Genomic DNA, 25,007 nt, shown 5'->3' with positions numbered 1-25,007 from the left:
ATCATGCCACGGCGGCATTGTGCTTCCCATGACCATTGAACGGAAAACAGGTTCCCGACACCGATGATCATCAACACCACTAATCTTTGCTGGCAGTGGCCCGGACAACCCGGTCGGCTCGGGTTTCCGGACATCTCGCTGCCGGCCGGCGAGCATCTGTTCATTCACGGACCCAGTGGCAGCGGCAAGACCACCCTGCTGAGCCTTTTGAGCGGCCTGAACCGGGCCACCCTCGGCACTATCCAGGTTCATGGCCAGGACCTGACCCGACTGTCCGGCGGAGCCAGGGACCGGCTGAGGGCCGACCGCACCGGTGTCATCTTCCAGCAGTTTAACCTGGTGCCCTACCTGTCCGCCCTCGACAACGTCACCTTGCCCTGCCGGCTGTCAGGACGCCGCCGGCAACAGGCCGGTGATCCGGCAACTGCAGCCCGCCAGCTGATGACAGCGCTCGGGCTTCCCGCAGAAACCCTCACCCGCAAGGCTCCTGAACTGAGCACCGGCCAGCAACAACGGGTAGCCGCAGCCCGGGCACTGATCGGCGCGCCGCCACTGATCCTGGCCGATGAGCCCACCTCGGCCCTGGATGTGGAAAACCGGGACCGGTTCGTGGCGCTGTTGCTCGAGCAGGCCGCCCGTACCGGATCCAGTGTTGTGTTCGTCAGTCACGACCCGGCCCTGGCCAGCCACTTCAGCAACCACCTGGAGTTGCTGACAGACGTGGAGGTGAACCCATGAAGCTATCCCTGGCCCTGTCACTGGCCACGGCCAGCCTCTGGCATCGCCGTCGCATACTGCTGCTGGTCACCCTGACCCTGACCCTCAGCGTGTCCCTGCTGTTAGGGGTCCAGTACCTTCGCACGGAGGTGCGCCAGTCTTTCAATAGCGCGGTCTCAGGCACCGACCTGATTATCGGCGCCCGCAGCGGCGAGCTGAACCTGCTGCTGTATAGCGTGTTCCATATCGGGCACGCCACAAACAATCTGGACTGGAACTCGTTCGAGGAACTGGAGGGAGATGAACGGATCGACTGGTTAATCCCCCTGTCTCTGGGGGACAGTTACCGGGGCCATCGCGTGGTGGGCACGGACAGTCGCTTCCTCGAGCACTACCAGTACGGAGACGACCAGCCGTTGCAACTGGCGAAAGGCCGGTGGTTCAGCGACGTCTTCGATGTGGTGCTGGGTTCCCAGGTGGCGCGTACCCTGGATCACCGGACCGGAGACGAGATCGTACTGTCTCACGGGGGCGGCCGCACCAGCTTCGTGAAACATGATCAGCACCCTTTCCGGGTAAGCGGTGTACTTGCCCCGACCGGAACCCCCGTGGACCGGGGCGTGTACGTAAGCCTTGAGGGGCTGGAGGCCATCCATATCGGGTGGGAGGCCGGTGTACCCGCCCCCGGTCGCACCCTCTCAGCAGACGCCGCACGCGACCGGGAACTGACGCCTGAAACCATTACCGCCGCGCTGGCCGGAATCAAGCGACAGATTCTCACTTTCCAGGTGCAGAGAGATATCAACCAGTATGCCGGGGAGCCCTTGTCCGCCATTCTGCCTGGAGTTGCACTGGCCCAGCTATGGCAGGTACTGGGGCAGTTCGAGCTGCTTCTGCTGGGCATCACTGCCTTCGTGGTGGCCATCAGCCTGGCCGGCCTGGTAACCGTATTGCTGACCCTGCAGACCCATCGCCACCAGGAAATCGCTGTACTGAGGGCCAATGGGGCTTCCCCTTCCCTCATTGCCAGCCTTTACCTGCTGGAGTGTACCGGACTTGCCGTCACCGCCACGGTGCTGGCCACCGGACTCTGGTACCTGATGCTGCTGGCTGTCGCACCCTGGCTTCTGGACAGCTTCGGTCTGGCCATCAACCTGAGAGCACTCACCGGGGTGGAGAGCCTGCTGCTGCTCTCCGTGCCCCTGGCAGGACTACTGGTCGGTACCGTACCGGCCCTGAAGGCCTGGCGACTCGGCAACCGGCCTTCTGGCTGGGGCGCCGGCTGACCGGCGGCCAGCAACTCCTGACCAGGGTTGCGACGGGCGTCACAGCAAGATGACAGACTGGCAAATTGACCCGTTTCCATAGCCCACTTATAGTTGAGCGAGTATGGTGTGAAAGCGCCAGTGAACGAAGTGCCAGACCGAAAGGGGCCACCGGTGTACAAATGCCCCCTCACGTAGCGGAATGTCTATGGAACAGTCAGATTTGCAGGCCATGGCGGACAAGCTGGACCGCCTTATTGAGCGCTGTCGCAAGCTGGAGCAGGATAACGCAGCCATGCGTGAGCTTCAGGATGAATGGAACCGGGAACGGGCGCAGCTTATCCAGCGCAATGACCTGGCCAAGAACCGCATAGAAGCCATGATTGGCCGCCTTCGGGCCCTGGAGCATCACTGATGTCGAAGTCCCCTACCACGGTTGAAGTCAGCATTCTCGACAAGGACTACCTGGTCGCCTGCCCCGAAGACCAGCAGGACGCCCTGCGCCGGGCTGCCCGCCACCTGGACAGCAAGATGCGGGAAATTCGCACCACCGGGAAGGTTCTGGGCACCGAGCGTATCGCCGTGATGGCCGCTCTCAACATCACCCACGAGCTGCTGGAAGATTCCAGCATGTCCGGCGCCGCCGACGAACTGCTCAGGTCCATGGAGGAGAAGCTGGACAGCGCCCTGGGCGGGAGCCCGTCTGCAACAGATTCTGCCAATAACCCGGATAACAGAAATTAAACCGTAAACGGTTGCATCCGCCCCGGCCTGTACCCGTATAATGAGGTCAACTTCCTGGGCTGTTCGCTGGTCGGATACGTCCTCGAGCCGATGCGCAACACCCAGGTGGCTACTTCAGGGCATTGTGAGCAAGTCCCCCGCGAAGGGGAAAGCCTAATATGTCACAGCGGCCACCACCTTGAACTCTGGGTTCAAGGGCCACATCCGATAACGGCAGCCCGGGAAGCTTATTTCATTCAACCCTGCCGTTGACGTGACACACACCTTCCAGAATCTCTCAGATTTCGAACCAGACACCGCCCGGGACCGCAAGGCCCTGCGCAGGCATCTGCGCCAGACTCGCCGGGAACTGAACCCGCAGCAGCAGAAAGAGGCCGCCATTGGCCTGGCCAACACCTTGCGCAAGCACCCCAGGGTAATGAGTGCCCGGCACATCGCCCTGCACCTGCCCAACGATGGCGAAATAGACCCTGGCCTGTTCATGGCCCAAAGCCAGCGCCGAGGCATGCACTTTTACCTGCCGGTTCTGCACCCCATCCATTCCGGCCAGTTGACCTTCTGCCGCTACGATGCCGGCACGCCCATGACACCCAATCGCTTTGGCATACCTGAGCCGGTCTTCCATTGCCGCCGAATTCGCCCGGCCTGGTCGCTGGATGTGGTTCTTATGCCCCTGGTGGGGTTTGATGAGGAAGGTGGTCGCCTGGGGATGGGGGGCGGCTTCTACGACCGCACCTTTGCGTTCACGCGGATACGCCCAAGGCTGCGACCCGCCCTGATCGGGCTGGCACACGAACTGCAAAAGGTGGAGAGACTACCGGTGGAACCCTGGGATATACCACTGGATGCGGTGGTGACAGACCGCAGGATCTACAGGACCGGATAAAAAGCGTGAGGTAATCAGCCTTCGCTGCGCTTACCGTTGAGCCACTGGCCCTGGGCGCTGATTTCAGCGGGGATGGCCCGGGGTTTCTCGTCGGAAACCTCGAAAGACGTCAGCCCGGTCGCCGCCAGTCCTATCACGAATAACAGAACCACCGTACGAATCATGTCCGGCTTACGCCTCATTGCCACTCCTCCACTAATGAGCTAACCGCCCAATCCAGCGACTGTTCTTGTTGTTTTAAACGCCTGCTTTCTCCGCAAAAACAGGCGCCTGCCGACAACTCCGAGAATTGACAAAAGAGTAACACGTATCCTGAATTTTACAATTTTTATAAATTACAGTTTGTAAATGTTGCAGCACAGGTTATTGCAAAAAGTAACCAGTCCGTTTCACCCAGCTCCAGGCGCGACTAAACAACGGTTAATGGCCGTTGCCCGCACCCAGAAACAGGCGGTAAGCCTCGTTATCCGTCTCATTGGTATAACGGAACCCGACCCGGTCCAGCATCGCCTCGAAATCCTCCAGTTCGCCCTCCCGCACCTGGGCCCCCATCAGCACCCTGCTGTAGGCGGCGCCATGGTTGCGGTAGTGGAACATGGAGATATTCCACCGGGTGCCCAGCGACATCAGGAATTTCAGCAGGGCACCGGGGCGTTCCGGAAACTCGAACTGGAATACCTTCTCGTTGTCCACCCTGGGAGCGTGGCCACCCACCATGTGGCGAATGTGCTGCTTGGCCAGGTCACTGTCGGTCAGGTCCACCACCTGATAACCGTCTTCCCGCAGGCTCTGGACCAGCTCTTCCCGACCGTGACCACCGGCCTGCACCTGGATACCCACAAAGATGCGGGCGGCTTCGGCATCGGAATACCGGTAATTGAACTCGGTGATGCTGCGCTTGTGCAGGGCATTGATGAAGGTCTTGAAGGCTCCGGGGCGCTCGGGAATGGTAACCGCCAGGATAGCCTCACGTTTCTCCCCCACCTCAGTGCGTTCGGAAATGTAACGCAGGCGATCAAAGTTCATGTTGGCGCCACTCAGGATACCGGCCAGGTTCTCGCCTTCGAGCTGCTCCCGCTCCACGTACTTCTTGATGCCCGCCACAGACAGGGCTCCGGCAGGCTCACTGATGGAGCGGGTATCCTCGAAGATATCCTTGATGGCCGCGCAGATCTCATCGGTAGACACGGTGATCACCTCGTCCACATTATCCTTGCAGATCTCCCAGGGCGCCTCGCCAATCTGTTTCACCGCCACGCCGTCGGCAAAGATGCCTACTTCATCGAGTATCACCCGTTCGCCGGCGGCAAGTGCAGCCTGCAGACAGTTGGAATCGTCCGGCTCCACGCCGATCACCTTGATTTCGGGGCGCAGATACTTGATGTAGGCCGCCATGCCGGCAATCAGCCCACCGCCGCCCACCGGGATGAAGACCGCATGGAGGTTATGGGAGAACTGCCACATCATCTCCATTGCCACCGTACCCTGGCCGGCGATGACATCCGGATCGTCATAGGGGGGGATGTAGGTATAGCCGTGCTTGGCAATCAGTTCCTGGGCGTGGGCCGCGGCCTCGTCAAAGGCGTCGCCCCTGAGTACCACCTTTGCACCCCGGTCCCGCACTGACTTTACCTTGATGTCCGGCGTGGTCTGCGGCATGACAATCACGGCCTTTATACCCAGTTTTTTAGCCGCCAGCGCCACGCCCTGGGCATGGTTGCCAGCCGAGGCGCAGATAACGCCCTTGGCTTTCTGGGCGTCGGACAGCTGTGCAATCCGGTTATAGGCACCACGAATCTTGAAGGAGAATACCGGTTGCAGATCCTCACGCTTGAGCAGAATCTGGTTGCCCAGACGCTTGCTGAGACTGCGGGCTTCGGTCAGCGGGGATTCGATGGCCACATCGTAAACCCGCGCATCAAGAATCTTTTTGATGTAGCGTTGCGGCATGGTGCGTTCTGTCCGGTCAGTTGGGAGGCGTAAATAGGCGGCCCCGGCGTCGGGGCAAACGTACAGTGTAGGAAGTTTGCACCACCCGCGTCTATAACCCGGCAGCTTCGCAGGGCTATAATAGCGTCCCTGCGCCTGCCCCGGCGCTGCTCCAACTCAGACATTTGCCACCAACCGGAGACCAGGCATGACACAGGATGAACTCAAGCAAGCGGTGGCCCGGGCTGCCCTGGACTATGTCGCACCAAGGCTGGACCGGGACAGCGTGATCGGCGTGGGCACCGGCAGTACCGCCAACTTCTTCATTGATTACCTGGCCGAGGTCCGCAACGATTTTGACGGCGCCGTGGCCAGCTCCGAGGCTACCGCTGAGCGCCTCAGACAGCACGGCATTCCGGTTTACGACCTCAACACTGTGAGCGAGCTGGAGTTCTACGTTGATGGTGCCGACGAGACCAACGACAACCTGGAGCTGATCAAGGGCGGCGGTGCGGCCCTTACCCGGGAGAAGATTGTTGCAGCGGTTGCCAGGACCTTCATATGTATTGCTGATGAATCCAAGCGGGTGGATATCCTGGGTGCCTTTCCATTGCCGGTGGAGGTCATCCCCATGGCCCGTAGCCATGTAGGCCGCCAGATCGTAAGGCTCGGCGGCGACCCGGTCTACCGGGAGGGCGTCACCACCGACAATGGCAATATCATTATCGATATCCACAACATGGATCTGTCCCGTCCCATTGATGCTGAAGAACGGCTGAACCAGATCGTCGGCGTCGTCACCAACGGCCTGTTTGCCCGGCGCCCGGCCGACGTGCTGCTGCTGGGCTCCCCGGACGGGGTGAAGACCATCAAGCGCGACGGTGTCTGAGACATCGCAGCCTCCCGACCTTGGTTGTGTTTCGGTTGCGCCCCGATGCCCGTATAATGTCGCGCACTTTTTCACCGCAGTCTGAACATCCCAATTTCGCAGAGAAGGATCCGACATGAACTTTGATCATATCCCCGCCGGCAAGAACCCGCCCGAAGACATCTACGTGGCCATTGAGATTCCGGCCAACAGTTCCCCGGTGAAATACGAGATCGACAAGGACATGGGCGCTGTCATGGTGGACCGCTTCATGACCGCCCCGATGTTCTACCCGGCCAACTACGGCTTTATCCCCCACACCCTGGCGGACGATGGCGACCCCCTGGATGTGCTGGTTATCACCCCCTACCCGGTTCAGCCCGGTTCTGTCATCCGCTGCCGCCCGGTCGGCGTGCTGAACATGGAAGACGAGGCCGGTGGCGATGCCAAGCTGGTGGCGGTACCCCATGACAAGCTCACCAAGGCGTACACCGACGTCAAGGATATCGACGATGTACCCCAGTTGCTGCGGGACCAGATCCAGCACTTTTTCGAGAACTACAAGACCCTCGAGCCTGGCAAGTGGGTCAAGGTTCAGAACTGGGACAACGCGGAAGCCGCCCGCAAGGCCATCGAGGAATCCGTGGCCAACTACCAGGGCAAGTAATTCCGTCCTGGGACAAAAAACCGGGCTTCGAGAGGCCCGGTTTTTTGTGGGTAAACGGCAGGGATCAGCCCTGGGACAGCAGCTGTCGCAAGTCGGAAACGGCGGAATTGGCCCGGGCCAGGTAAGCGGCCATGGTAAGTGAGTGGTTCGCGAGTATGCCGAAGCCGCTACCGTTGAGGATAACGGGGCTCCACATTTGTGCCTGGGACTCTTCCAGCTCGATTATAACCTGCCGAACGCTCGCCTGAGCATTCTTGTCCGCCAGCACCTTGCGGAAATCCACCTCGATAGCCCGGAAGATATGCAACAGGGCCCATGAGGTCCCGCGTGCCTCGTAGAAGACGTCGTCGATCTCCATCCAGGGAGTTTTCACATCACTGGTGGGTTCTTCTTCCTCCAACGGGTCAATATCCTGGATGCCAGCCAGCGCTTCGGTGACTTCAGGTTTGCCGACGCTTTCACTCAGTGTCCGTGACAGGCTGCCCAGACGGGTTTCCAGATCTGCCAGCCAGTTGTTGAGATTGTCGGCACGGGCATAGAACTGGGCTTGCGGCCGCTCAGGGTCAGACAGCCGGTTCAGGTAGCTTTCCAGGGCGCGGATACCACGACGGTACTCACCTTCTGTGGAAGGCAACGCCCAGCTTTCGCTGTCGAAGTGAAACTGCGGCTCGGCAACGGTCAGGTCCGGGTCTTCCGACGACTGGCTCTGGGACCGGCTGATATTCTGCCGCATGGCCCGGGAGAGGTCCCGCAACTGCACCAGCACACCGTATTCCCATGCCGGCATGTTGTCCATCCACAGACCGGGCGGGAAGATATCGTTGGAAATATAGCCACCGGGTTTTTCCAGCAGGGTTTCGGCCACGCGGATCATGGTGGCCGCAGTGGCAAAACCGGTTACCGGCTCCCGACCCATTTCGCTGGCAACCGTGCGGGTGTGCTCCCGGACCGAGAAGGTGTCCGGCTCGCTGCTCCAGATCATGCCCAGAATGATGGTGACGAGCAGGTAAACCACCACAACGATGGCCACGATCTTGCCGATGGAGCGCCCCCTGCCCGCCGCCGCAGATGAGCCCTGAAAACCTGATCCGCTGCCGGAAAAGAGGGATTTGAGTCGGTTTAACATAGTCACTGTCCTGTGCCGATGAACCAGAAGCCCGGGCTCAAAGATGAATGATTTGTCAGGTTTTTGCAATGCCGGCAGATAGTTAGCCACCCTCGTCCCTGCCCGGACTCAATCAGTGGCGTCGCCCCCACCCACCGGAGGGTCACCCACGGGCCCGGGCCGGCCCAGGTGATAACCGGCGGCCCCGTCCACACCAGCGGACTTCAGGGTACGCCATTCGGCCTCCGTTTCCACCCCGGACGCCAGCACCTGCACGCCGCGACCATGGGCGATGGTGATCATGGATTCGAGATAGAAACGGTTGTCGTCCTGCCGGTCAATGCCGTGTACAAAGCTGGTGTCAATACGAAGCGCCTGGATCGACAGATTCCTGAGGTAGCTGAAGGGAATACCCCCCACCCCGAAACGGTCGACCAGCAGCCGGGCACCGGTACGGCGCAACTGCACCACCAGCGCCTGGGTCTGGCGCCGATGATAGTGAAGCGCCTGCTCCGGAAAGCCGATCCACAAGCGCTGCATATCCACGCCAGCCTCCCGCGCCAGTTCCAGCGCCTGCTCGGCAAACCCGGGGGAAACCACGGAGGAGGTCCCCAGGGACATGCCCAGTGTAACCATGGGCTCATCCCGCAGACGCTTCAGGGTGCGTTCCAGCACCATGAGGTCGAGCCGCGCCATCAGGCCAAACCGTTCTGCAAGCGGGGCGTACACATTACCCCTTACCCAGGTGCGTTCAACCAGCAGCCGTGAGAGCACCTGATGGTAAAGCACCGTGGTGTCGTCCGCCCCCACCACAGGCTGCTCCCAGAGCCATAGATTCTGCTGGTCCAGAGCGTGCTCAAGAAGCCGGCGCCAGTCTTCGGCGCCATGATGGACATCGGCACCGCTGTCGGCCAGCTCGCAATTGCTGACACCCTCGAGCTGGGCACGCCGCAGGGCACCGTCAGCAGCCTCGAACAGGCTCCGTACCGAGAGGCCGTCGGTGACACCGGCAACCCCGGCATGGACCACCATATCGGCCACGGGGTCGGCGTCCTTGCCGGCAAACTCGGCGCAGATGGACTGCATATCATCCACCAGCTCCCGTCCCCAGATCTGCGCATCGGCAGGGGCCCCACCGGGAACAAACACCGCAAACTCAGCCCCGCTGCGCCGCCCGGCGAAACTCCCTGCGTGCCGGCTCACAAAGCCCTGCAGCTCTTCCGCCAGACGAACCAGCAGGGAGTCCGCCTCCAGCCGGCCGGCGTACTGGTTAAAGTCCGCAAAGCGACTGACCTGCAGCAGTATCAATGCCCCGGGGCGGCGCCCCTCCTCGCTGACCACTTCCACTGCCAGTTGCTGGTCAAAGGCATTGCGGCTGGCCAGGCCGGTCAGGGCATCCTCATTGTTGAGCTTGCGCAGGTGGGCGATCAGGGCAGCCTGGCCAGAGAACAGCTGCTCAAGGTCGTCGGTCATCTGGTTCATGGCCCGGGTGACCTGGTTCAGCTCCCGGGTCGACCGCACTCCGGTACGACGACGGAAGTCCCGTCGGCCGATGGCTTCGGCCTGTTGCTCCAGTGCCCGCAGTGGCCGGAGCAAACGTCCGAGCAACAGATACAGGGCAATAATGGCAATCACACCAATAAGCACGGAAGCCAGGGTAAGCCACACAGTGACCCACCACAGGTCGCGATAGGCGTTACCCGGGTGTCCGACCACCCGCACCTGGCCCAGCCAGCGCCAGCCCTGCATCACCGATGCTGTCCCCACAGGCCTGGGCAGATCCACCATGGCCACGAACCAGCCCGGCACGCCGAGGTCGGCGAGGGAACGGACACGCCCTGCGACCATGCGATCGTCATGGTCAATAAACTCGATGACCAGGTAGTCGCCGCTGTCGAAGACCGAATCAATCAGTGATGCCACTGCCACTTCATCACCGGCATCAATCGCATTGGAAAGGGACAGACCCACGGCCGTTGCCGCGTCGCGGGTGCGACCTTCCAGTTCCTCTGCCACATAGCTGCGAAAGCGGTCAAAGCTGATCAGCATACTGGCCATCAGCAGCAACAGCACCAGGGCACCCGTGAAGATCAGCAACAGGGTCCGCAATGTGATAACCCGGCTGGTGCCGGCGTTGTTCTGTCTCTGCCGCATCCGTGCCTCACCCTTGTTCTGGAGTGTGTCGGGCCGGCGTGACGCACCGAAACGTGCCCATGTCTCAGGTTCACAAAGATTTACAGTTCGCCGCCTGCGCCTTCTGTTACAAACACTATAGACTGCAGCAACAAAGTCATCCTGCAATCCACGATGAAAGGCAGACTGGAACCGGCCTGGCTTCCCCCGGGTGCCGGACACCGGTTCCAATGCGCTGATAAAAACAGGACAGGACCTACCGGAAACATGACTGACGAGTCCCAGAAAGAAAAACTGCGCCAGCATTTTGCCCGCCGCGTCACCAACCAGGCCCGGGTGGTCCTGGATACCTGGCAGAAGATCCACGCCGATCCACAGGACGCTGCTCCTTTCCGCGGAGACCTGGAAGCCGCCGCCGACAAGCTCGCACGCTATGCCAGCCGGTTCGAGATGACCACCTACGTGGACGCCGGCAGGGGTATCCTGGCTGCCTTGCCTCACTGGCCCCAGGGCGAAGCCCCTGGCCAGCCAGCCCTGGAAGCCCTGCGGGAAGCGATTATCTCCCTGGAACAGAGCACCCAGCGCAAGGCTGACCGCCAGAGCGCCGAGCCTCCCCGGGTCTACCGCAAGACCCCGGTCTATATTGCCCTGGCCAGCCATGAACTGGCGACGCGACTGGTACGGCAGCTGGAGTTTTTCGGCTTCCGCGCCGAGGCCTTTGCCTCTGCCGCGGAGCTGATGGACGCCTGCGCCCTGCACAAACCGGAAACCATCCTGATGGACATTCGCTTCGGCGGTGGGGCCGACACGGGCATGAGCACGGTGGAAACCCTGCAGCAGCGCCATGAAACGCCGATACCCATCATCTTTGTCAGCGAGGACGACGGCACCATCGAGACCCGCCTGCGCGCCTCACGCTGCGGTGGCGAGGAGTTCTTCCACCCGGCGGTGGACCCCGGACAGCTGATCGAGAAAATCGAGACCTATACCCACAACAGTGCCATCGAGCCTTACCGGGTACTGGTTCTGGACGACTCCCGGGCCCAGGCCAAGTTCATGGAGACGGTGCTGAACAAGGCGGGAATGAAGGCCCATATCATTACCGATCCGATGCAGATCATTATGGCCCTGGATGAGTTCAATCCGGAGATCATCATCCTCGACATGTACATGCCCGGCTGCACCGGCATGGAGATCGCCCGGGTCATCCGGCAACAGGACCGGTTCCACAGCGTGCCTATCATTTACCTGTCTGCAGAAGATGATGTGCAGAAGCAGCTACACGCCATGAGCCTGGGGGGTGATGATTTCCTCACCAAACCCATTGATCCGAAACACCTGGTGGCCACCATCCACAACCGGGGCCGCCGGGCCCGCTCCCTGCTGGCACTGATGATCCGCGACAGCCTCACCGGCCTGTTCAACCACACCCATACCCTGTACCTGCTGGAGCAGGAGATGGTGCGTGCCAGCCAGAAAGGTCAGCCACTGTGTTTCGCCATGATCGACGTGGACTATTTCAAGAAGGTGAACGATACCTTCGGTCACCCGATCGGTGACCGTATCCTGCGGGCACTGTCCATGTTCCTCAAACAGCGGCTGCGCAAGACAGACCATATCGGTCGCTACGGCGGAGAGGAGTTCGCAGTGATTCTGCCGGATACACGGGAAAGCGACGCCCGGGCGGTACTCAACGATATCCGCGAGCGCTTCGCCGAGCTTACCCAGAACGCCGGTGACCGGGAATTCCACGTCACCTTCAGCTGCGGCGTGGCCCGCTGGCAGGGCGAGCCGGCCTCGGCCATGTGCGAGCGGGCCGACCAGGCCCTGTACCGGGCCAAGAACGCCGGACGCAACTGCGTCATCGGCACCGAAGACCCGTCCGCCTGACACCTCTATCGCCAAAACAGGCAGCAATCTGAAACTTCCGCATTCCGTCCATGAAACCATGGTCTTATGGACGGAACAGCCGCAAACGTCGAGAATTGCCATCCGATGCGACAAACTCTGAACTGCACCACGAATTCATACGGTCGTTTGTTAAAAACTGTTGAACCGGCGGCTTTCAAAACGCATCATGGGCGCAAAATCCGTTAAAATACGCTATTTTCACAGAAACCCAGCAAGGCACGATGCGTCATGGCCACTATCCTCGTCCTCCACGGACCGAACCTGAACATGCTCGGCGTCCGCGAGCCAGACGTCTACGGCCATGAAACCCTTCAGGACATCAACGACCGCCTGCACAGTGCAGCGGCCGATCAGGGCCATCACCTGCTGCACCTGCAGTCCAACGCCGAGTACGAACTGATCGAGCGCCTGCACGAGGCCCGATCCGAGGGCATCGACTATCTGATCATCAACCCGGCGGCATTCACCCACACCAGCGTGGCCCTGCGGGATGCAGTGCTGGCATCCGGTGTTCCCTTTATAGAAGTGCATTTGTCCAACGTGCACGCCCGGGAACCCTTCCGCCACCACTCCTGGTTTTCCGATATCGCCGATGGCGTTATCTGCGGCCTGGGCAGCCACGGCTATGACCTGGCCCTCCAGGCGGCCCTGCGAAGAATCAACTCAAACTGACACCGATAGACGGGACTGAACTACCATGGACATTCGCAAAATCAAGAAGCTGATCGAACTCCTTGAGGAATCCGACGTCGAGGAGCTGGAGATTCAGGAAGGGGACGACTCAGTTCGCATCTCCCGGCGCCGCGAACAGCCCAGCGTCACCTACGCCCCCCAGCCCATGCACGCACCCCAGCCCCAGGCGTCCGCCCCGGCACCGGCTGCCGAGACTGCGGCCCCGGCCGAGCCGGAAGTGCCCTCCGGTCATGCTGTCAAATCTCCCATGGTAGGCACCTTCTACCGGGCCCCGTCCCCCAGCGCCCCCTCCTTTGTGGAAGTGGGCCAGACGGTCAAGGCCGGCGAGGTTATCTGTATCGTCGAAGCCATGAAGATGATGAACCAGATTGAAGCCGACAAGAGCGGTACGGTCACCGAGATCCTGGTGGAGAACGGTCAGCCGGTCGAGTTCGACCAGCCGCTGGTTATCATTTCCTGAGCAACAGGTGACAAAAGATCATGGCCATGATTGATAAAGTTCTGATCGCCAATCGCGGCGAGATCGCCCTGCGGGTGCTCAGGGCCTGCAAGGAGCTCGGCATCCGCACGGTTGCCGTACACTCGCAGGTCGACCGCGACCTGATGCATGTACGCCTGGCGGACGAGTCCGTGTGCATCGGCCCCAACAGCGCCACCGAAAGCTACCTCAATATTCCCGCCATCATCAGTGCCGCTGAGGTCACCGACAGTGTGGGCATCCACCCGGGCTATGGCTTCCTGGCGGAAAACGCCGATTTTGCCGAGCAGGTGGAAAAGAGCGGGTTTACCTTTATCGGCCCGCGGGCCGAGACCATCCGCCTGATGGGCAACAAGGTATCCGCCATCGAAGCCATGGTGAAAGCGGGCGTCCCCACTGTGCCGGGCTCTGACGGCCCCATCAATAACGACGACGAACGCACCCTGCGCATCGCCCGCAAGATCGGCTATCCGGTGATTATCAAGGCGGCCTCTGGCGGCGGTGGTCGCGGCATGCAGGTCGTTCACTCCGAGGCGGCGCTGCTCAAGGGAATCCAGGTCACCCAGACGGAAGCCAAGAACGCCTTTGGGGATCCCACCGTTTACCTGGAAAAGTACCTGGAACGGCCGCGCCATGTGGAAGTGCAGGTACTGGCCGACACCCATGGCAACGTCATTCACCTGGGTGACCGGGACTGCTCCATGCAGCGCCGCCACCAGAAGGTGATCGAGGAAGCACCGGCCCCCAACATCGACGAAGAGGCCCGCCAGAAAACCCTCAAGGCCTGCGTCGACGCCTGCAAGGAAATCGGCTACGTCGGTGCCGGCACCTTCGAGTTCCTGTACCAGGACGGCGCCTTCTATTTCATAGAGATGAACACCCGGGTCCAGGTCGAGCACCCGGTCTCGGAAATGGTCACCGGTGTGGACATCGTCCGTGAACAGCTGCGCATCGCCAGCGGCATGCCGCTGCAGTACAGCCAGGACGATATCCGGGTGTCCGGCCACGCAATGGAATGCAGGATCAACGCCGAAGACCCGAAAACCTTCGTGCCCAGTCCGGGCAAGGTGCGGCATTTCCATGCACCCGGCGGCAACGGTATCCGTGTCGATTCCCACCTCTACAGTGGCTACACGGTCCCCCCCTACTACGACTCCCTGGTGGCCAAGCTGATCACCTGGGGTGACGACCGGGAAATCGCCAGGCGGCGCATGAAGAATGCCCTGGACGAACTGGTGGTGGAAGGCATCAAGACCAACCAGCCTCTGCATCGCAACCTGGTGCGGGATGGCGGCTTCAAGAGCGTGGATTTCACCATCCACTACCTCGAAAAGCTGATACGGGACTGATATGCCCTGGATCCAACTGCAGATTCCGGCTGATCCTGATACCGCAGATCAGCTGGAAGACCTACTTATGGAGATGGGCGCCGACGCAGTCACCATGGAAGACGCCGCCGACCAGCCCATCTTCGAACCGGATCCCGGTACGACGCCTCTCTGGGGCGATACCCGGGTAACCGGGCTATTCGATGCCGACCGGGACATCGGGCAGATCTGTTCCGCGATCCGCGACGCCTGGCACCAGCAGACCCAGCAGGATCTGCCGGAGATCGAGGTCACCCTGGTGGAAGACAAGGACTGGGAGCGGGCCTGGATGGACGACTTCAAGCCCCTGAGGTTTGGCCAGCGTCTGTGGATCGTCCCCAGCTGGCACGCCGCCCCGGATCCCGAGGGGGCAAACCTGCTGCTGGACCCGGGCCTTGCCTTCGGTACCGGCACCCACCCCACCACCGCCCTGTGCCTGGAATGGCTCGACGCCACGGACGTGGAAGGCCGTCAGGTGATGGATTACGGCTGCGGTTCCGGCATTCTGGCACTGGCCGCCCTGTTGCTGGGCGCCGAGCATGCCATTGGCGTGGACACCGACCCCCAGGCCCTGGAAGCCAGTCGTGACAACGCCCGTCGCAACGATGTCGGTGACGACCGGCTTGACCTCTACCTGCCCGGTGATGAACCCGCTACCCGGGCCGATATCCTGCTGGCCAACATACTGGCCGGTCCGCTGGTTGAGCTGGCCCCAACCCTTGCTGGCAAAGTACGCCCCGGTGGCCACCTGGTGCTGTCCGGCATACTTGCCCAGCAGGCCCGTGACGTGATGCGCGCCTATGAGCCCTGGTTTGTCATGGACGAACCGGAACAGCGCGAAGAATGGATACGCCTCACAGGTCGCCGTATTGGTGGATGACGAAGCGGAATACTGCCGCTAAACTGCTGAGAGTCTTGGACCTTTACAGGATTTTAGGATGGCCGATACTTCCAGCCTGCTGACCCGCTGCCCTCACTGCGACACCCGCTTCCGGGTGACCGGTGAACAGCTCAACATTGCCGATGGCAAGGTCCGTTGTGGTCACTGCATGGAGGTATTCGACGCCCGCAGTCACGCGGACTCCCCGGCGGGCAAGTCATCCGGTAGCGCCGCGCAGGATGCGGGCCATGACCAGTTCAGCGCCACCGACCCGGATGACGACCTGATTTTCCAGGACAACCCGGAAGAAGACGCCGCCGAGGGCCCCTACGCCGGACAGGATTCCCGCTTCGCCGATGACGAGCTGAGCGACAGCTTTCGCAGCATTGAGCCGGGCGCCGAGCAGGGCGGCGATGTTGATGATGACGACATGGAGGACGTGGACGAGAGCTGGGCAGAAGCCATGTTGCAGGAAGAGCTGCCGGACAGCACTTCACAGCGGCACCAGCAGGCCCGGCCTGCCACCGGCACGGCTGATCCGAAAGCCACGCCCGACCGGGAAATCCACCGCCAGGAACCAACCATCGAGCCGGAGGAATCCGGCGATAGCCTTACTGCCCGGGAACCGGGCGCCCCGGCCTCCACAGACGATCTGGAAATCGAGGGAATGGTGGCCGAGGTAGAGCTGCAGGACGAACCAGCCTACACGGAACAACCCCGGGACCGCATCACCGGCGGTAGCTTTCCGCCGCTGGATGACGCCTCTCCCTACGACCGGCTGTCCAGGGAACCGGTATCCGTTGGCTCACGCTCGGGCTCAGGCCTTCGGGGCTGGCTGTGGACGCTGGTGATCCTGGCGCTGCTGGGCGGACTGGTCTCCCAGGTGGCCTGGTTCCAGTTTGACCGGCTCTCGGTCATCCCGGAGCTGCGCCCATGGTATGAAAAAGCCTGCGAGTACGCCGGTTGCGAGCTGGCGCCACTGGTCGCCATGGACCGGATCCAGAGCCGCAAACTGGTAGTGCGCACGGATCCGGACGACCGCTCCGCCTTGCTGGTGGATGCGGTGATCATCAATCAGGCGGAGTTCGAACAGCCCTTCCCCGCCATCGCCCTCACCTTTTCGAACCTGAACGGCGACGTGGTAGCCCAGAGTGTTTTTCCGCCGGAAGATTACCTGGCCGGCGAAGGTGCCGGGATGGAATCCATGCCCTCAGGCACTCCGGTACGCATCGCCATCAGTATCCGTGACCCGGGCCGCGATGCCGTCAACTATAACCTCCGTTTCGTTAACCGCAGCGGAGAGTCCTGAGCCATCCGGGCTACGCCACCCGGTGGACAGCCCGCCGGATGAAAGTCAACCAGACAGGGTGAAAAATAATCAACTTTTTCCCCTGTTCCGGCCTTCAATACCCTCACCCCCAGCGGTATCATTGTCGCCCCCTGAATCCGGCATCCTTTTCTGACTGACGTCCCATCCGGGAGCCAGGCAATCAGGTATGGTAGATTCAGAGACAGTACAGGAACCCGAAGACGGACTCAGACGTATGCTTCCCACGGTGAAAATCGGGCCCTATACCTTGCCCAATTCCCTGGTGGTCGCGCCTATGGCCGGCGTGACAGACCGCCCCTTCCGGCAACTTTGCCGGCGCCTGGGCGCGGGTCTGGCAGTGTCTGAAATGGTGATTGCGGATCCGTCCCTGTGGCACACCCGTAAGTCGCGCCTGCGGCTGGATCACAGCGGTGAACCCGAGCCCCGTTCCGTGCAGATTGCCGGCGGTGACCCGGACATGCTGGCCAATGCCGCCCGCATGAACGCTGATCAGGGCGCCCAGATCATCGACATCAACATGGGCTGCCCGGCCAAGAAGGTCTGCAACAAGGCGGCCGGCTCGGCGCTGATGAAGGACGAGGCGCTGGTAAGGGACATACTCCACGCCGTGGTACAGGCAGTGGATGTGCCCGTCACCCTGAAAATGCGTACCGGCTGGGACCGGGACAACCGCAATGCCGTCACCATCGCCCGCCTGGCGGAAGATGCGGGCATCCAGGCCCTTGCCGTACACGGCCGCACCCGGGCCGACGCCTATCGGGGCGAGGCCGAGTACGACACCATTGCCCGGGTCAAGGAAGCGGTGGCCATACCGGTGTTCGCCAACGGGGATATCACCACGCCACAACGGGCAAAGACGGTGCTGGAACACACCGGTGCCGATGGCCTGCTGATTGGCCGCGGCGCCCAGGGCAGCCCCTGGATTTTCCGGGAGATCCGCCACTTCCTGGAAACCGGCAAAACCATGGCGCCGCCGTCCCTGGACGAGGTGGAGTCAATTCTGCTGGATCACCTGCAGTCGCTCCATCAGTTCTACGGGGAGCCTATGGGCGTTCGCATCGCCCGCAAGCACGTGGGCTGGTACCTGCAGGCCCACGATGCCGGCAAACAGTTCCGCAAGCGTTTCAATGCACTGGACTGCGCCCAGGCGCAGTCCGACAGTATCCAACAGTATTTTGCAGCCTTACGAAATGGAGAGGTATTCGCAGCATGACCGCTGAAACACTGGCACACGATTCCATGGCTCGTCCCGCTAACGACGACCAGCCCACCCTTCAGACCGTCAGCAGCACAGGCAACTCTGTCACCCTGCGGGACAGCGTTGAGGTGGCCCTGAAGAACTACCTGGCCCAACTGGACGGCGCCCCGGTAACCGACGTCTACCAACTGGTGCTGTCGGAAGTGGAAGCCCCCCTGCTGGAGCAGGTCATGAAGTACACCCGCAACAACCAGACCAAGGCTTCCACCATGCTTGGACTGAACCGCGGAACGCTCCGCAAGAAACTCAAGCAGTACGGTCTGCTATAATCACCGGATTCTCCCAAGGCCTCCCGGAGTTGTTTCGCGAGGCCTTTCCTGTTTCAAAAAGGCATCGAAAATGGCAAATCCGTCAAACACTCCCGTTCGCCGGGCCCTGATCAGTGTGTCCGACAAGACCGGCATCGTGGAATTCGGCCGCAAGCTGACCCAGCGCGGTGTTGAGCTGCTGTCCACTGGTGGCACCTTCCGCCTGCTGAAGGAAAACCAGGTACCGGTGACTGAAGTGAGCGACCATACCGGCTTCCCGGAAATGATGGACGGCCGGGTCAAGACACTGCATCCGAAGATCCACGGCGGCATCCTTGGCCGTCGCGGCATTGACGACCAGGTGATGACAGACCATGGCATCTCTCCCATCGACATGGTGGTCGTTAACCTCTATCCCTTTGAAGAAACCGTGGCCAACCCGGACTGCGACCTGGCCACTGCCATCGAGAACATCGACATCGGCGGCCCCACCATGGTCCGCGCCGCTGCCAAGAACCACAACGATGTGGCCATCGTGGTCAACGCATCGGACTACAACCGGGTTCTGAGGGAACTGGACGAGAACGACGGAGAGCTGACCTACAGCACCCGCTTCGACCTGGCAGTGAAGGCCTTTGAACACACCGCTGGCTACGACGGCGCTATCGCCAACTACCTGGGCGGTCGTACCCCGGATAACGACAATGCGGACTTCCCCCGTACCTTCAACGCCCAGTATGTGAAGGTCCAGGATATGCGTTATGGCGAGAACCCGCACCAGCGGGCTGCCTTCTATGCCGAGCGCCAGCCGAGGGAAGCCTGCGTTGCCACCGCAAAACAGTTACAGGGCAAGGAGCTGAGCTACAACAACGTGGCCGATACCGATGCTGCCCTGGAATGCGTCAAGCCCTTCGCCGATCCGGCCTGTGTGATCGTCAAGCACGCCAACCCCTGCGGCGTGGCCATTGGTGCCGATATCCGCCAGGCCTATGACCTGGCCTTCGCCACCGACCCCACCTCCGCCTTCGGTGGCATCATTGCCTTCAACCGTGAACTGGACGGCGAAACGGCACAGGCAATCATTGACCGCCAGTTCGTGGAAGTGATTATCGCCCCTACCGTCAGCCCCGAAGCCATCGAACTGGTGGCCGCCAAGAAGAACGTACGCCTGCTGGCCTGTGGCGAATTTGACGGCGAGCGCGCGAAGGCCCTGGACTACAAGCGGGTCACCGGTGGCCTGCTGGTGCAGGACCGGGACCTGGGCATGGTCTCCATGGATGACGTCAAGGTCGTCACAGAGCGCCAGCCCACCGAGGACGAACTCAACGACATGCTGTTCGCCTGGGAAGTGGCCAAGTATGTGAAATCCAATGCCATCGTCTACGCCCGCGCCGGCCGTACCATCGGCATTGGCGCCGGGCAGATGAGCCGGGTATACAGCGCGAAGATCGCCGGCATCAAGGCGGCCGACGAAAACCTGGAAGTAAAGGGCTCGGTGATGGCGTCCGACGCCTTCTTCCCGTTCCGGGACGGCATCGATGCCGCCGCCGAAGCGGGGATAACCGCGGTTATCCAGCCAGGCGGCTCCATGCGCGACCAGGAGGTGATCGACGCTGCCAACGAGCATGGCATCGCCATGGTCTTCACCGGCATGCGGCACTTCCGCCACTAAGGAGAACAACAACATGAACATCCTGATTATCGGCAGCGGCGGCCGCGAGCACGCCCTGGCCTGGAAGGCGGCCCGCTCACCCCTGGCGGACCGGGTCTTCGTGGCACCGGGAAATGCCGGCACCGCGCTGGAACCACGGCTGGAAAATGTCTCCATCGACGTAATGGACCTTGACGCCCTGGCGGACTTTGCCGCGACCCACGACGTAGGCCTGACCATTGTCGGTCCGGAAGCGCCCCTGGTGGCCGGTATTGTGGACAAGTTCGAGTCCCGCAACCTGCGGGTGTTCGGTCCCACTCAGGGCGCGGCGCAGCTGGAGGGCTCCAAGGCCTTTACCAAGGACTTCCTGGCCCGGCATGACATCCCCACTGCCGCCTATGGCAATTTCACCGATGTGGACGAAGCGCTCACCTACGTGCGCAAACAGGGCGCACCGATCGTGGTGAAGGCCGATGGCCTTGCCGCCGGCAAGGGCGTGATCGTCGCCATGACGCTGGAGGAGGCGGAAGCCGCTATCCGCGACATGCTGGCCGGCAATGCCTTTGGCGATGCCGGCAGCCGGGTAGTCATCGAGGAATTCCTGGAAGGCGAAGAGGCCAGCTTTATCGTGATGGTGGACGGTGAGCATGTGCTGCCCATGGCCACCTCCCAGGACCACAAGCGGGTGGGCGACGGTGATACCGGGCCCAATACCGGCGGCATGGGCGCCTATTCTCCCGCCCCGGTGGTAACAGACGCTGTTCATCAGCGCATCATGGATGAAGTCATCTACCCCACCGTGCGCGGCATGTCGGCCGAGGGCCACCCCTACAAGGGCTTCCTCTACGCCGGCCTGATGATCGATAACGACGGCGCACCGAAGGTCATCGAGTTCAACTGCCGGTTTGGCGACCCGGAGACCCAGCCCATCATGCTGCGCATGCAGTCGGACCTGGTGGAGTTGTGTAACGCCGCCATCGACGGCAGCCTCGACCAGTGTGACTCACTCTGGGATGACCGCGCCTCGGTCGGTATTGTACTGGCCGCCGGTGGCTACCCGGGAGACTATGACAAGGGCGATGTCATTGCCGGTCTCCCGAAAGGGGAAACCGAGGGCGAGAAAGTCTTCCACGCCGGCACCCGGCTGCAGGGCGAACAGGTGCTGACCAACGGCGGTCGTGTACTCTGCGCCACCGCCCTGGGTAATACGGTGACCGAAGCCCGGCAGCGCGCCTACCAGCTGGCGGACCGGATTACCTGGAACGGTGTTTTCTATCGCAAGGATATCGCCTGGCGGGCCATCGCCCGGGAAAACGGCTGATCCGGCACCGCCGCTATTGAAAGCCCGGCTGCACATAAGCTGCCGGGCTTTTTTTTGCGTTACAATCGGCCCCCTGCTGTTTACGAGGAACTCGCTCCATGTCCGAAGCCATCTGGATCACCTTCGCCTTTACCCTGGGCCTGCTGGTCAAGGGAGTGGGCCTTCCGCCCCTGGTGGGTTACCTGGCAGCGGGTTTCGTGCTCAGTGGGCTGTCCGGCTTTACCCCATTGGTGGTCGAGAACACCGACGCCCTGTCCCACATCGCCCACCTGGGTGTGCTTCTGCTGCTTTTCACCGTTGGCCTCAAACTGAAGCTCAAATCCGTGGTCAGCCCGGAGGTGATCGGCGGCAGCCTGCTGCACTTCGGCATCACCTGCCTGGTGTTTACCCCCGGCATCCACTACCTGGCGGAACTCGACTGGACCACCGCCCTGCTGCTGGCCGTGGCCCTGTCCTTTTCCAGCACCGTGCTTGCCGCCAAGGTACTGGAAAGCAAGCGGGAGCTGCGGGCGTTCCATGGCCGGGTGGCCATCGGCATCCTGATCATGCAGGACCTGATCGCGCTGGTGGTCATGAGCCTGGCCGCCGGCAAGACCCCGTCACAGTGGGCCCTGCTGATCTTCGGCCTGCCCCTGCTGAGGCCTCTCCTTTACCGCCTGCTGGATGCCAGTGGCCATGATGAGCTGCTGGTGCTGCTGGGCCTGTTGCTGGCACTGGTGATCGGCGGCCTTGGCTTCGAGGCGGTGGGCCTGAGCTCAGAGCTGGGCGCTTTGATTTTCGGCGCCATGCTGGCCAATCACCCCCGCTCCCAGGAACTGTCAAAGTCCCTGTGGAGCGTGAAGGAGATCTTCCTGGTCGGCTTCTTCCTTCAGATCGGCATCGGGGGCCTGCCGGACAGCAATGCCCTGATCTTCGCCCTGGTCACTGCCCTGGTCCTGCCCCTGAAAGGTATCCTGTTCTTTTTCCTGTTGTTGCTGTTCCGCCTCCGTGCCCGCAGCAGCTTCCTGACCAGTCTTTCGCTGACCAACTACAGCGAATTCGGCCTTATCGTCGCCAGTGTGGCCCTGCCTGAATGGCTGATTCCGCTGGCAATCGCGGTCTCCCTGTCGTTCCTGCTTTCGGCGCCGCTTAACCGGTTGGCCCACCCGCTCTATGAGCGACTGGCCCACCGGCTGGCCCCGCTGGAAAGCCGCAAACATCATCCGGATGAACAACCCATCTCACTCGGGGATACCCGGGTACTGGTGATGGGAATGGGACGCACCGGTACGGCCGCCTATGACCGGTTATGTGAGGAGGAACCCACGCTGATGGGACTGGACTCGGACCCCGCCAAGGCCCAGAAACATTCGGATGAGGGGCGCAATGTGGTTTTCGCAGACGCGGAAGACACCACCTTCTGGGAAGGCCTGCACATGCCACACCTGGAAGCGGTCATACTTGCCATGAACGATATCGAGGGCAAGGTCATTGCCGCCCGCATGTTGCGCAAGAAAGGCTTTACCGGTTATGTAATCGCCCATACCGGTTATGCCGATGAAGCCGAGAAAATCCGGGAGGCTGGCGCCGACGACGCCTTCCTCACCATGAGCGAAACCGGCGTCGCCCTGGCCAGCCACCTGAACGATCAGCGTCACCCGGTGCCGGGGTCAGCAACCTGATGGATACCCAGTCCAGCTCCCTTCACGAGGAGCGCCTGGACCGGGTAGCCACGCTGATCCGTGGCTCCGGGGCGCGCAGTGTGCTGGACCTTGGCTGCGGTAGTGGTTCGTTGCTGCGCCGCCTGATCCGGGAGCCGGTCTATACCAACATGACCGGTCTGGAGCAGTCAGGGCTTTCACTGCGCCAGGCAAGGGCGATGCTGGCAGAAGTGGCCGCTGGTGAATCCCGGGTGACCCTGCTGCAGGGCAGCTACATGGACCCTGGCCTCAACCTCACGGGTTTTGACGCCGCTGCGATGGTGGAGACCATCGAGCATGTGAACCCGGGGCGACTCTCCGAGGTCCAGCGGGCGGTGTTCGAACACTTCCGTCCGGGCTGGCTGATCCTGACCACCCCCAATGCCGAGTATAACCCGCTGTATGGCCTGCGCCCCGGGGCACTCCGGGACCCGGACCACCGGTTTGAATGGAATCGCGACAAGTTCCGCAAGTGGTGTACCACAACGGCAAGGCAGTGTGGCTATCAGGTACGCTTCAGCGGTATTGGTGAGGAAGACCGGGAGTTCGGGCCACCAACGCAGGTGGCCATCTTCAGCCGCACCCGGGAGTGATGGAATTTTCCGGCCGCGGGTCCTTCTTAAATCGCCCTTCGACAAGCTCAGGGCGATCGGGCAAAGGAGATTGAGCCCCAAAGAGCTGCCCACAGGTGCCTTCACGATGAGATAACAGGTACCTTCACGATGAGATAACAGGTACCTTCAGGACGAGATATGAGTATCGTGGTAAGGATATCTCTCGTTCCTTCCGCTCGCCCTGAGCTTGTCGAAGGGCGCTTGTCAAATGGAGCTCGTCGAAGGGCACTTGGCGAAAGGCCGCAGATGACGTGGCCTCAATTCCGTGGCGCATACTCCAGCACATCGGAGTAAAACTCGCTTTCCGGCAGGCCGGCTTCCACCAGGGCATCCATCAGGGTATACACCATGACCGGCGAGCCACTGGCCATTACCTGCACGTTGCCCCAGTCATAACCGGACGCCAGTACCGCGTCCACCAGCTGGTCGTGGTGACCACTCCAGTCGTTGTCCTCATCATCACCGACCACTGGCACGAAACGAAAAGGCGGCCATTCCCTGTCCCAGCTCTCCGCCAGGGACCGCAGGTACATATCTTCCGGCCGGCGGACGCCCCAGTACAAGGTCACCGGCTGATCGAACCCGGTTTCCCGCAGATAATCCACCATGCTTTTCATCTGGGCGAAGCCGGTGCCGGCCGCCACCATCAGTAAAGGCTTGCGGGGCGCTGCCGCGAGGCAGGCCTTACCGTGGGGCATTTCCAGGGTTACTTCACCGCCTGACATGAGCGCGTCAATCACTTTCTGGGCGGATACCCACTCGGGCGTTGCCTGGATATGAAGCTCAATATTCTCCGCCGACGGGCTACTGGCAATGGAAAAATAACAGGGTTCGGCATCCGGCAGATTTACCGAAAGGTACTGCCCGGCATGGAAAGCCAGCTCCCGCCGCCGGTTCACTTTCAGCTCGACCCGGTAGACATCGTGACTGATGGACCGCACCTCCACGACCCGGGCCTGAAACACTTTCGGTGAATTCTGTCCTGCGCCCATAACGGCGGTTATCTCCAGTTCCAGATCGGTGAGCGCTTCGGTGCGACACAGCATCAGTCGCTCACCCATCGTGATCATTTGTTGATTCCGGGTATTGATGGCCGCCCCTGCCAACAGGCGGGCCTCACAGATTTCGCAGACACCGTTACGGCATGCTGACGGTACGGCGATGCCGGCTGCCGCGGCGGCCGTGAGCAGATCGTTACCGGAAGCCACAGTGTAGTTCAGCCCGGACGGCCGCAACCGGACGACCCGGTATTCAGTGGCCATA

24 protein-coding genes and 1 other RNA gene are annotated in these 25,007 nt (G+C 61.6%); 20 read left to right on the top strand and 5 right to left on the bottom strand.

Annotation, left to right across the window (positions count from 1 at the left end):
* Window positions 1-63 precede the first annotated feature (63 nt).
* The 6 genes from ACESMZ_RS03500 to ACESMZ_RS03475 all read left to right on the top strand — a co-directional run bounded on the left by ACESMZ_RS03500 (window position 64) and on the right by ACESMZ_RS03475 (window position 3,612).
* Window positions 64-738, top strand: coding sequence for an ATP-binding cassette domain-containing protein (locus ACESMZ_RS03500; RefSeq protein ID WP_372957013.1), 675 nt, complete (start codon window positions 64-66; stop codon window positions 736-738).
* On the top strand, window positions 735-2,003 hold the full coding sequence (locus ACESMZ_RS03495) for an ABC transporter permease (RefSeq protein ID WP_372957012.1): 1,269 nt from the start codon (window positions 735-737) through the stop codon (window positions 2,001-2,003). The genes ACESMZ_RS03500 and ACESMZ_RS03495 overlap by 4 nt, the downstream gene beginning before the upstream one ends.
* A 187-nt stretch (window positions 2,004-2,190) precedes the next feature.
* Window positions 2,191-2,397: a TIGR02449 family protein gene (locus ACESMZ_RS03490; protein WP_372957011.1), complete on the top strand. Its 207-nt coding sequence runs from the start codon at window positions 2,191-2,193 to the stop codon at window positions 2,395-2,397.
* Entirely contained in the window at window positions 2,397-2,726 is a 330-nt protein-coding gene (locus ACESMZ_RS03485; RefSeq protein ID WP_372957010.1) for a cell division protein ZapA, read from the top strand. Before ACESMZ_RS03490 ends, ACESMZ_RS03485 begins: the two co-directional genes overlap by 1 nt.
* Before the next feature lie 48 nt (window positions 2,727-2,774).
* Window positions 2,775-2,955: non-coding RNA, 6S RNA (gene ssrS / locus ACESMZ_RS03480), on the top strand.
* A gap of 24 nt (window positions 2,956-2,979) precedes the next feature.
* Window positions 2,980-3,612 (top strand): 5-formyltetrahydrofolate cyclo-ligase, encoded by a 633-nt coding sequence (locus tag ACESMZ_RS03475; RefSeq protein WP_372957009.1) that lies wholly within the window; start codon window positions 2,980-2,982, stop codon window positions 3,610-3,612.
* A 14-nt stretch (window positions 3,613-3,626) separates the two neighbouring features.
* Here the strand turns inward: ACESMZ_RS03475 and ACESMZ_RS03470 are convergent, their stop codons facing one another.
* Together ACESMZ_RS03470 and ilvA are read right to left on the bottom strand one after the other, a co-directional pair.
* Window positions 3,627-3,794: a hypothetical protein gene (locus ACESMZ_RS03470; protein ID WP_372957008.1), complete on the bottom strand. Its 168-nt coding sequence runs from the start codon at window positions 3,792-3,794 to the stop codon at window positions 3,627-3,629.
* A 238-nt stretch (window positions 3,795-4,032) separates the two neighbouring features.
* Window positions 4,033-5,562, bottom strand: coding sequence for a threonine ammonia-lyase, biosynthetic (gene ilvA, locus ACESMZ_RS03465; protein WP_372972212.1), 1,530 nt, complete (start codon window positions 5,560-5,562; stop codon window positions 4,033-4,035).
* 187 nt (window positions 5,563-5,749) lie between these two features.
* Between ilvA and rpiA the strand changes: the two genes are divergently transcribed.
* Both rpiA and ppa read left to right on the top strand, forming a co-directional pair.
* Window positions 5,750-6,430: a ribose-5-phosphate isomerase RpiA gene (gene rpiA / locus ACESMZ_RS03460; RefSeq protein ID WP_372957006.1), complete on the top strand. Its 681-nt coding sequence runs from the start codon at window positions 5,750-5,752 to the stop codon at window positions 6,428-6,430.
* 115 nt (window positions 6,431-6,545) lie between these two features.
* Window positions 6,546-7,076, top strand: coding sequence for an inorganic diphosphatase (ppa, locus tag ACESMZ_RS03455; protein WP_372957005.1), 531 nt, complete (start codon window positions 6,546-6,548; stop codon window positions 7,074-7,076).
* A 64-nt stretch (window positions 7,077-7,140) separates the two neighbouring features.
* Here the strand turns inward: ppa and ACESMZ_RS03450 are convergent, their stop codons facing one another.
* Window positions 7,141-8,202: a DUF2333 family protein gene (locus tag ACESMZ_RS03450; RefSeq protein ID WP_372957004.1), complete on the bottom strand. Its 1,062-nt coding sequence runs from the start codon at window positions 8,200-8,202 to the stop codon at window positions 7,141-7,143.
* 108 nt (window positions 8,203-8,310) lie between these two features.
* Window positions 8,311-10,335: an EAL domain-containing protein gene (locus tag ACESMZ_RS03445; protein ID WP_372957003.1), complete on the bottom strand. Its 2,025-nt coding sequence runs from the start codon at window positions 10,333-10,335 to the stop codon at window positions 8,311-8,313.
* Window positions 10,336-10,581: 246 nt separating this feature from the next.
* Between ACESMZ_RS03445 and ACESMZ_RS03440 the strand changes: the two genes are divergently transcribed.
* The 12 genes from ACESMZ_RS03440 (at window position 10,582) to ACESMZ_RS03385 (ending at window position 23,723) form a co-directional block, all read left to right on the top strand.
* Window positions 10,582-12,204 carry a diguanylate cyclase gene (locus ACESMZ_RS03440; protein WP_372957002.1) on the top strand — a complete coding sequence of 541 codons (1,623 nt, stop codon included), beginning with the start codon at window positions 10,582-10,584 and terminating at the stop codon, window positions 12,202-12,204.
* Window positions 12,205-12,453: 249 nt separating this feature from the next.
* A complete protein-coding gene (aroQ, locus tag ACESMZ_RS03435; protein WP_372957001.1) occupies window positions 12,454-12,897 on the top strand; it encodes a type II 3-dehydroquinate dehydratase in 444 nt (147 codons plus the stop codon).
* 25 nt (window positions 12,898-12,922) lie between these two features.
* Window positions 12,923-13,378, top strand: a complete 456-nt coding sequence (gene accB / locus ACESMZ_RS03430) for an acetyl-CoA carboxylase biotin carboxyl carrier protein (protein WP_372957000.1) — start codon at window positions 12,923-12,925, stop codon at window positions 13,376-13,378.
* 20 nt (window positions 13,379-13,398) lie between these two features.
* Window positions 13,399-14,745, top strand: a complete 1,347-nt coding sequence (accC, locus tag ACESMZ_RS03425) for an acetyl-CoA carboxylase biotin carboxylase subunit (RefSeq protein ID WP_372956999.1) — start codon at window positions 13,399-13,401, stop codon at window positions 14,743-14,745.
* A 1-nt stretch (window position 14,746) separates the two neighbouring features.
* Complete coding sequence (gene prmA, locus ACESMZ_RS03420) at window positions 14,747-15,643, top strand: 50S ribosomal protein L11 methyltransferase (RefSeq protein WP_372956998.1); 897 nt, start codon at window positions 14,747-14,749, stop codon at window positions 15,641-15,643.
* A 58-nt stretch (window positions 15,644-15,701) separates the two neighbouring features.
* Window positions 15,702-16,952, top strand: a complete 1,251-nt coding sequence (locus ACESMZ_RS03415; protein ID WP_372972211.1) for a DUF3426 domain-containing protein — start codon at window positions 15,702-15,704, stop codon at window positions 16,950-16,952.
* A gap of 235 nt (window positions 16,953-17,187) precedes the next feature.
* The gene (gene dusB, locus ACESMZ_RS03410) at window positions 17,188-18,186 is read left to right on the top strand and encodes a tRNA dihydrouridine synthase DusB (RefSeq protein ID WP_372956996.1); all 999 of its coding nucleotides are present in this window, start codon (window positions 17,188-17,190) and stop codon (window positions 18,184-18,186) included.
* Window positions 18,183-18,500, top strand: a complete 318-nt coding sequence (fis, locus tag ACESMZ_RS03405; RefSeq protein WP_372956995.1) for a DNA-binding transcriptional regulator Fis — start codon at window positions 18,183-18,185, stop codon at window positions 18,498-18,500. The genes dusB and fis overlap by 4 nt, the downstream gene beginning before the upstream one ends.
* 70 nt (window positions 18,501-18,570) lie before the next feature.
* On the top strand, window positions 18,571-20,151 hold the full coding sequence (purH, locus tag ACESMZ_RS03400; protein ID WP_372956994.1) for a bifunctional phosphoribosylaminoimidazolecarboxamide formyltransferase/IMP cyclohydrolase: 1,581 nt from the start codon (window positions 18,571-18,573) through the stop codon (window positions 20,149-20,151).
* A 13-nt stretch (window positions 20,152-20,164) separates the two neighbouring features.
* Window positions 20,165-21,451: a phosphoribosylamine--glycine ligase gene (purD, locus tag ACESMZ_RS03395; RefSeq protein WP_372956993.1), complete on the top strand. Its 1,287-nt coding sequence runs from the start codon at window positions 20,165-20,167 to the stop codon at window positions 21,449-21,451.
* Window positions 21,452-21,549: 98 nt separating this feature from the next.
* On the top strand, window positions 21,550-23,112 hold the full coding sequence (locus ACESMZ_RS03390) for a cation:proton antiporter (protein ID WP_372956992.1): 1,563 nt from the start codon (window positions 21,550-21,552) through the stop codon (window positions 23,110-23,112).
* Window positions 23,112-23,723: a methyltransferase domain-containing protein gene (locus tag ACESMZ_RS03385; protein ID WP_372956991.1), complete on the top strand. Its 612-nt coding sequence runs from the start codon at window positions 23,112-23,114 to the stop codon at window positions 23,721-23,723. Before ACESMZ_RS03390 ends, ACESMZ_RS03385 begins: the two co-directional genes overlap by 1 nt.
* Window positions 23,724-24,001: 278 nt before the next feature.
* Here ACESMZ_RS03385 and ACESMZ_RS03380 read toward each other — a convergent pair whose 3' ends face one another.
* Entirely contained in the window at window positions 24,002-25,006 is a 1,005-nt protein-coding gene (locus tag ACESMZ_RS03380; RefSeq protein ID WP_372956990.1) for a 2Fe-2S iron-sulfur cluster-binding protein, read from the bottom strand.
* Window position 25,007: the final 1 nt, after the last annotated feature.

It is taken from the genome of Marinobacter sp. (assembly GCF_041690615.1).
Lineage (GTDB): Bacteria > Pseudomonadota > Gammaproteobacteria > Pseudomonadales > Oleiphilaceae > Marinobacter.
This window is presented reverse-complemented; position numbering and strand designations above follow the sequence as displayed.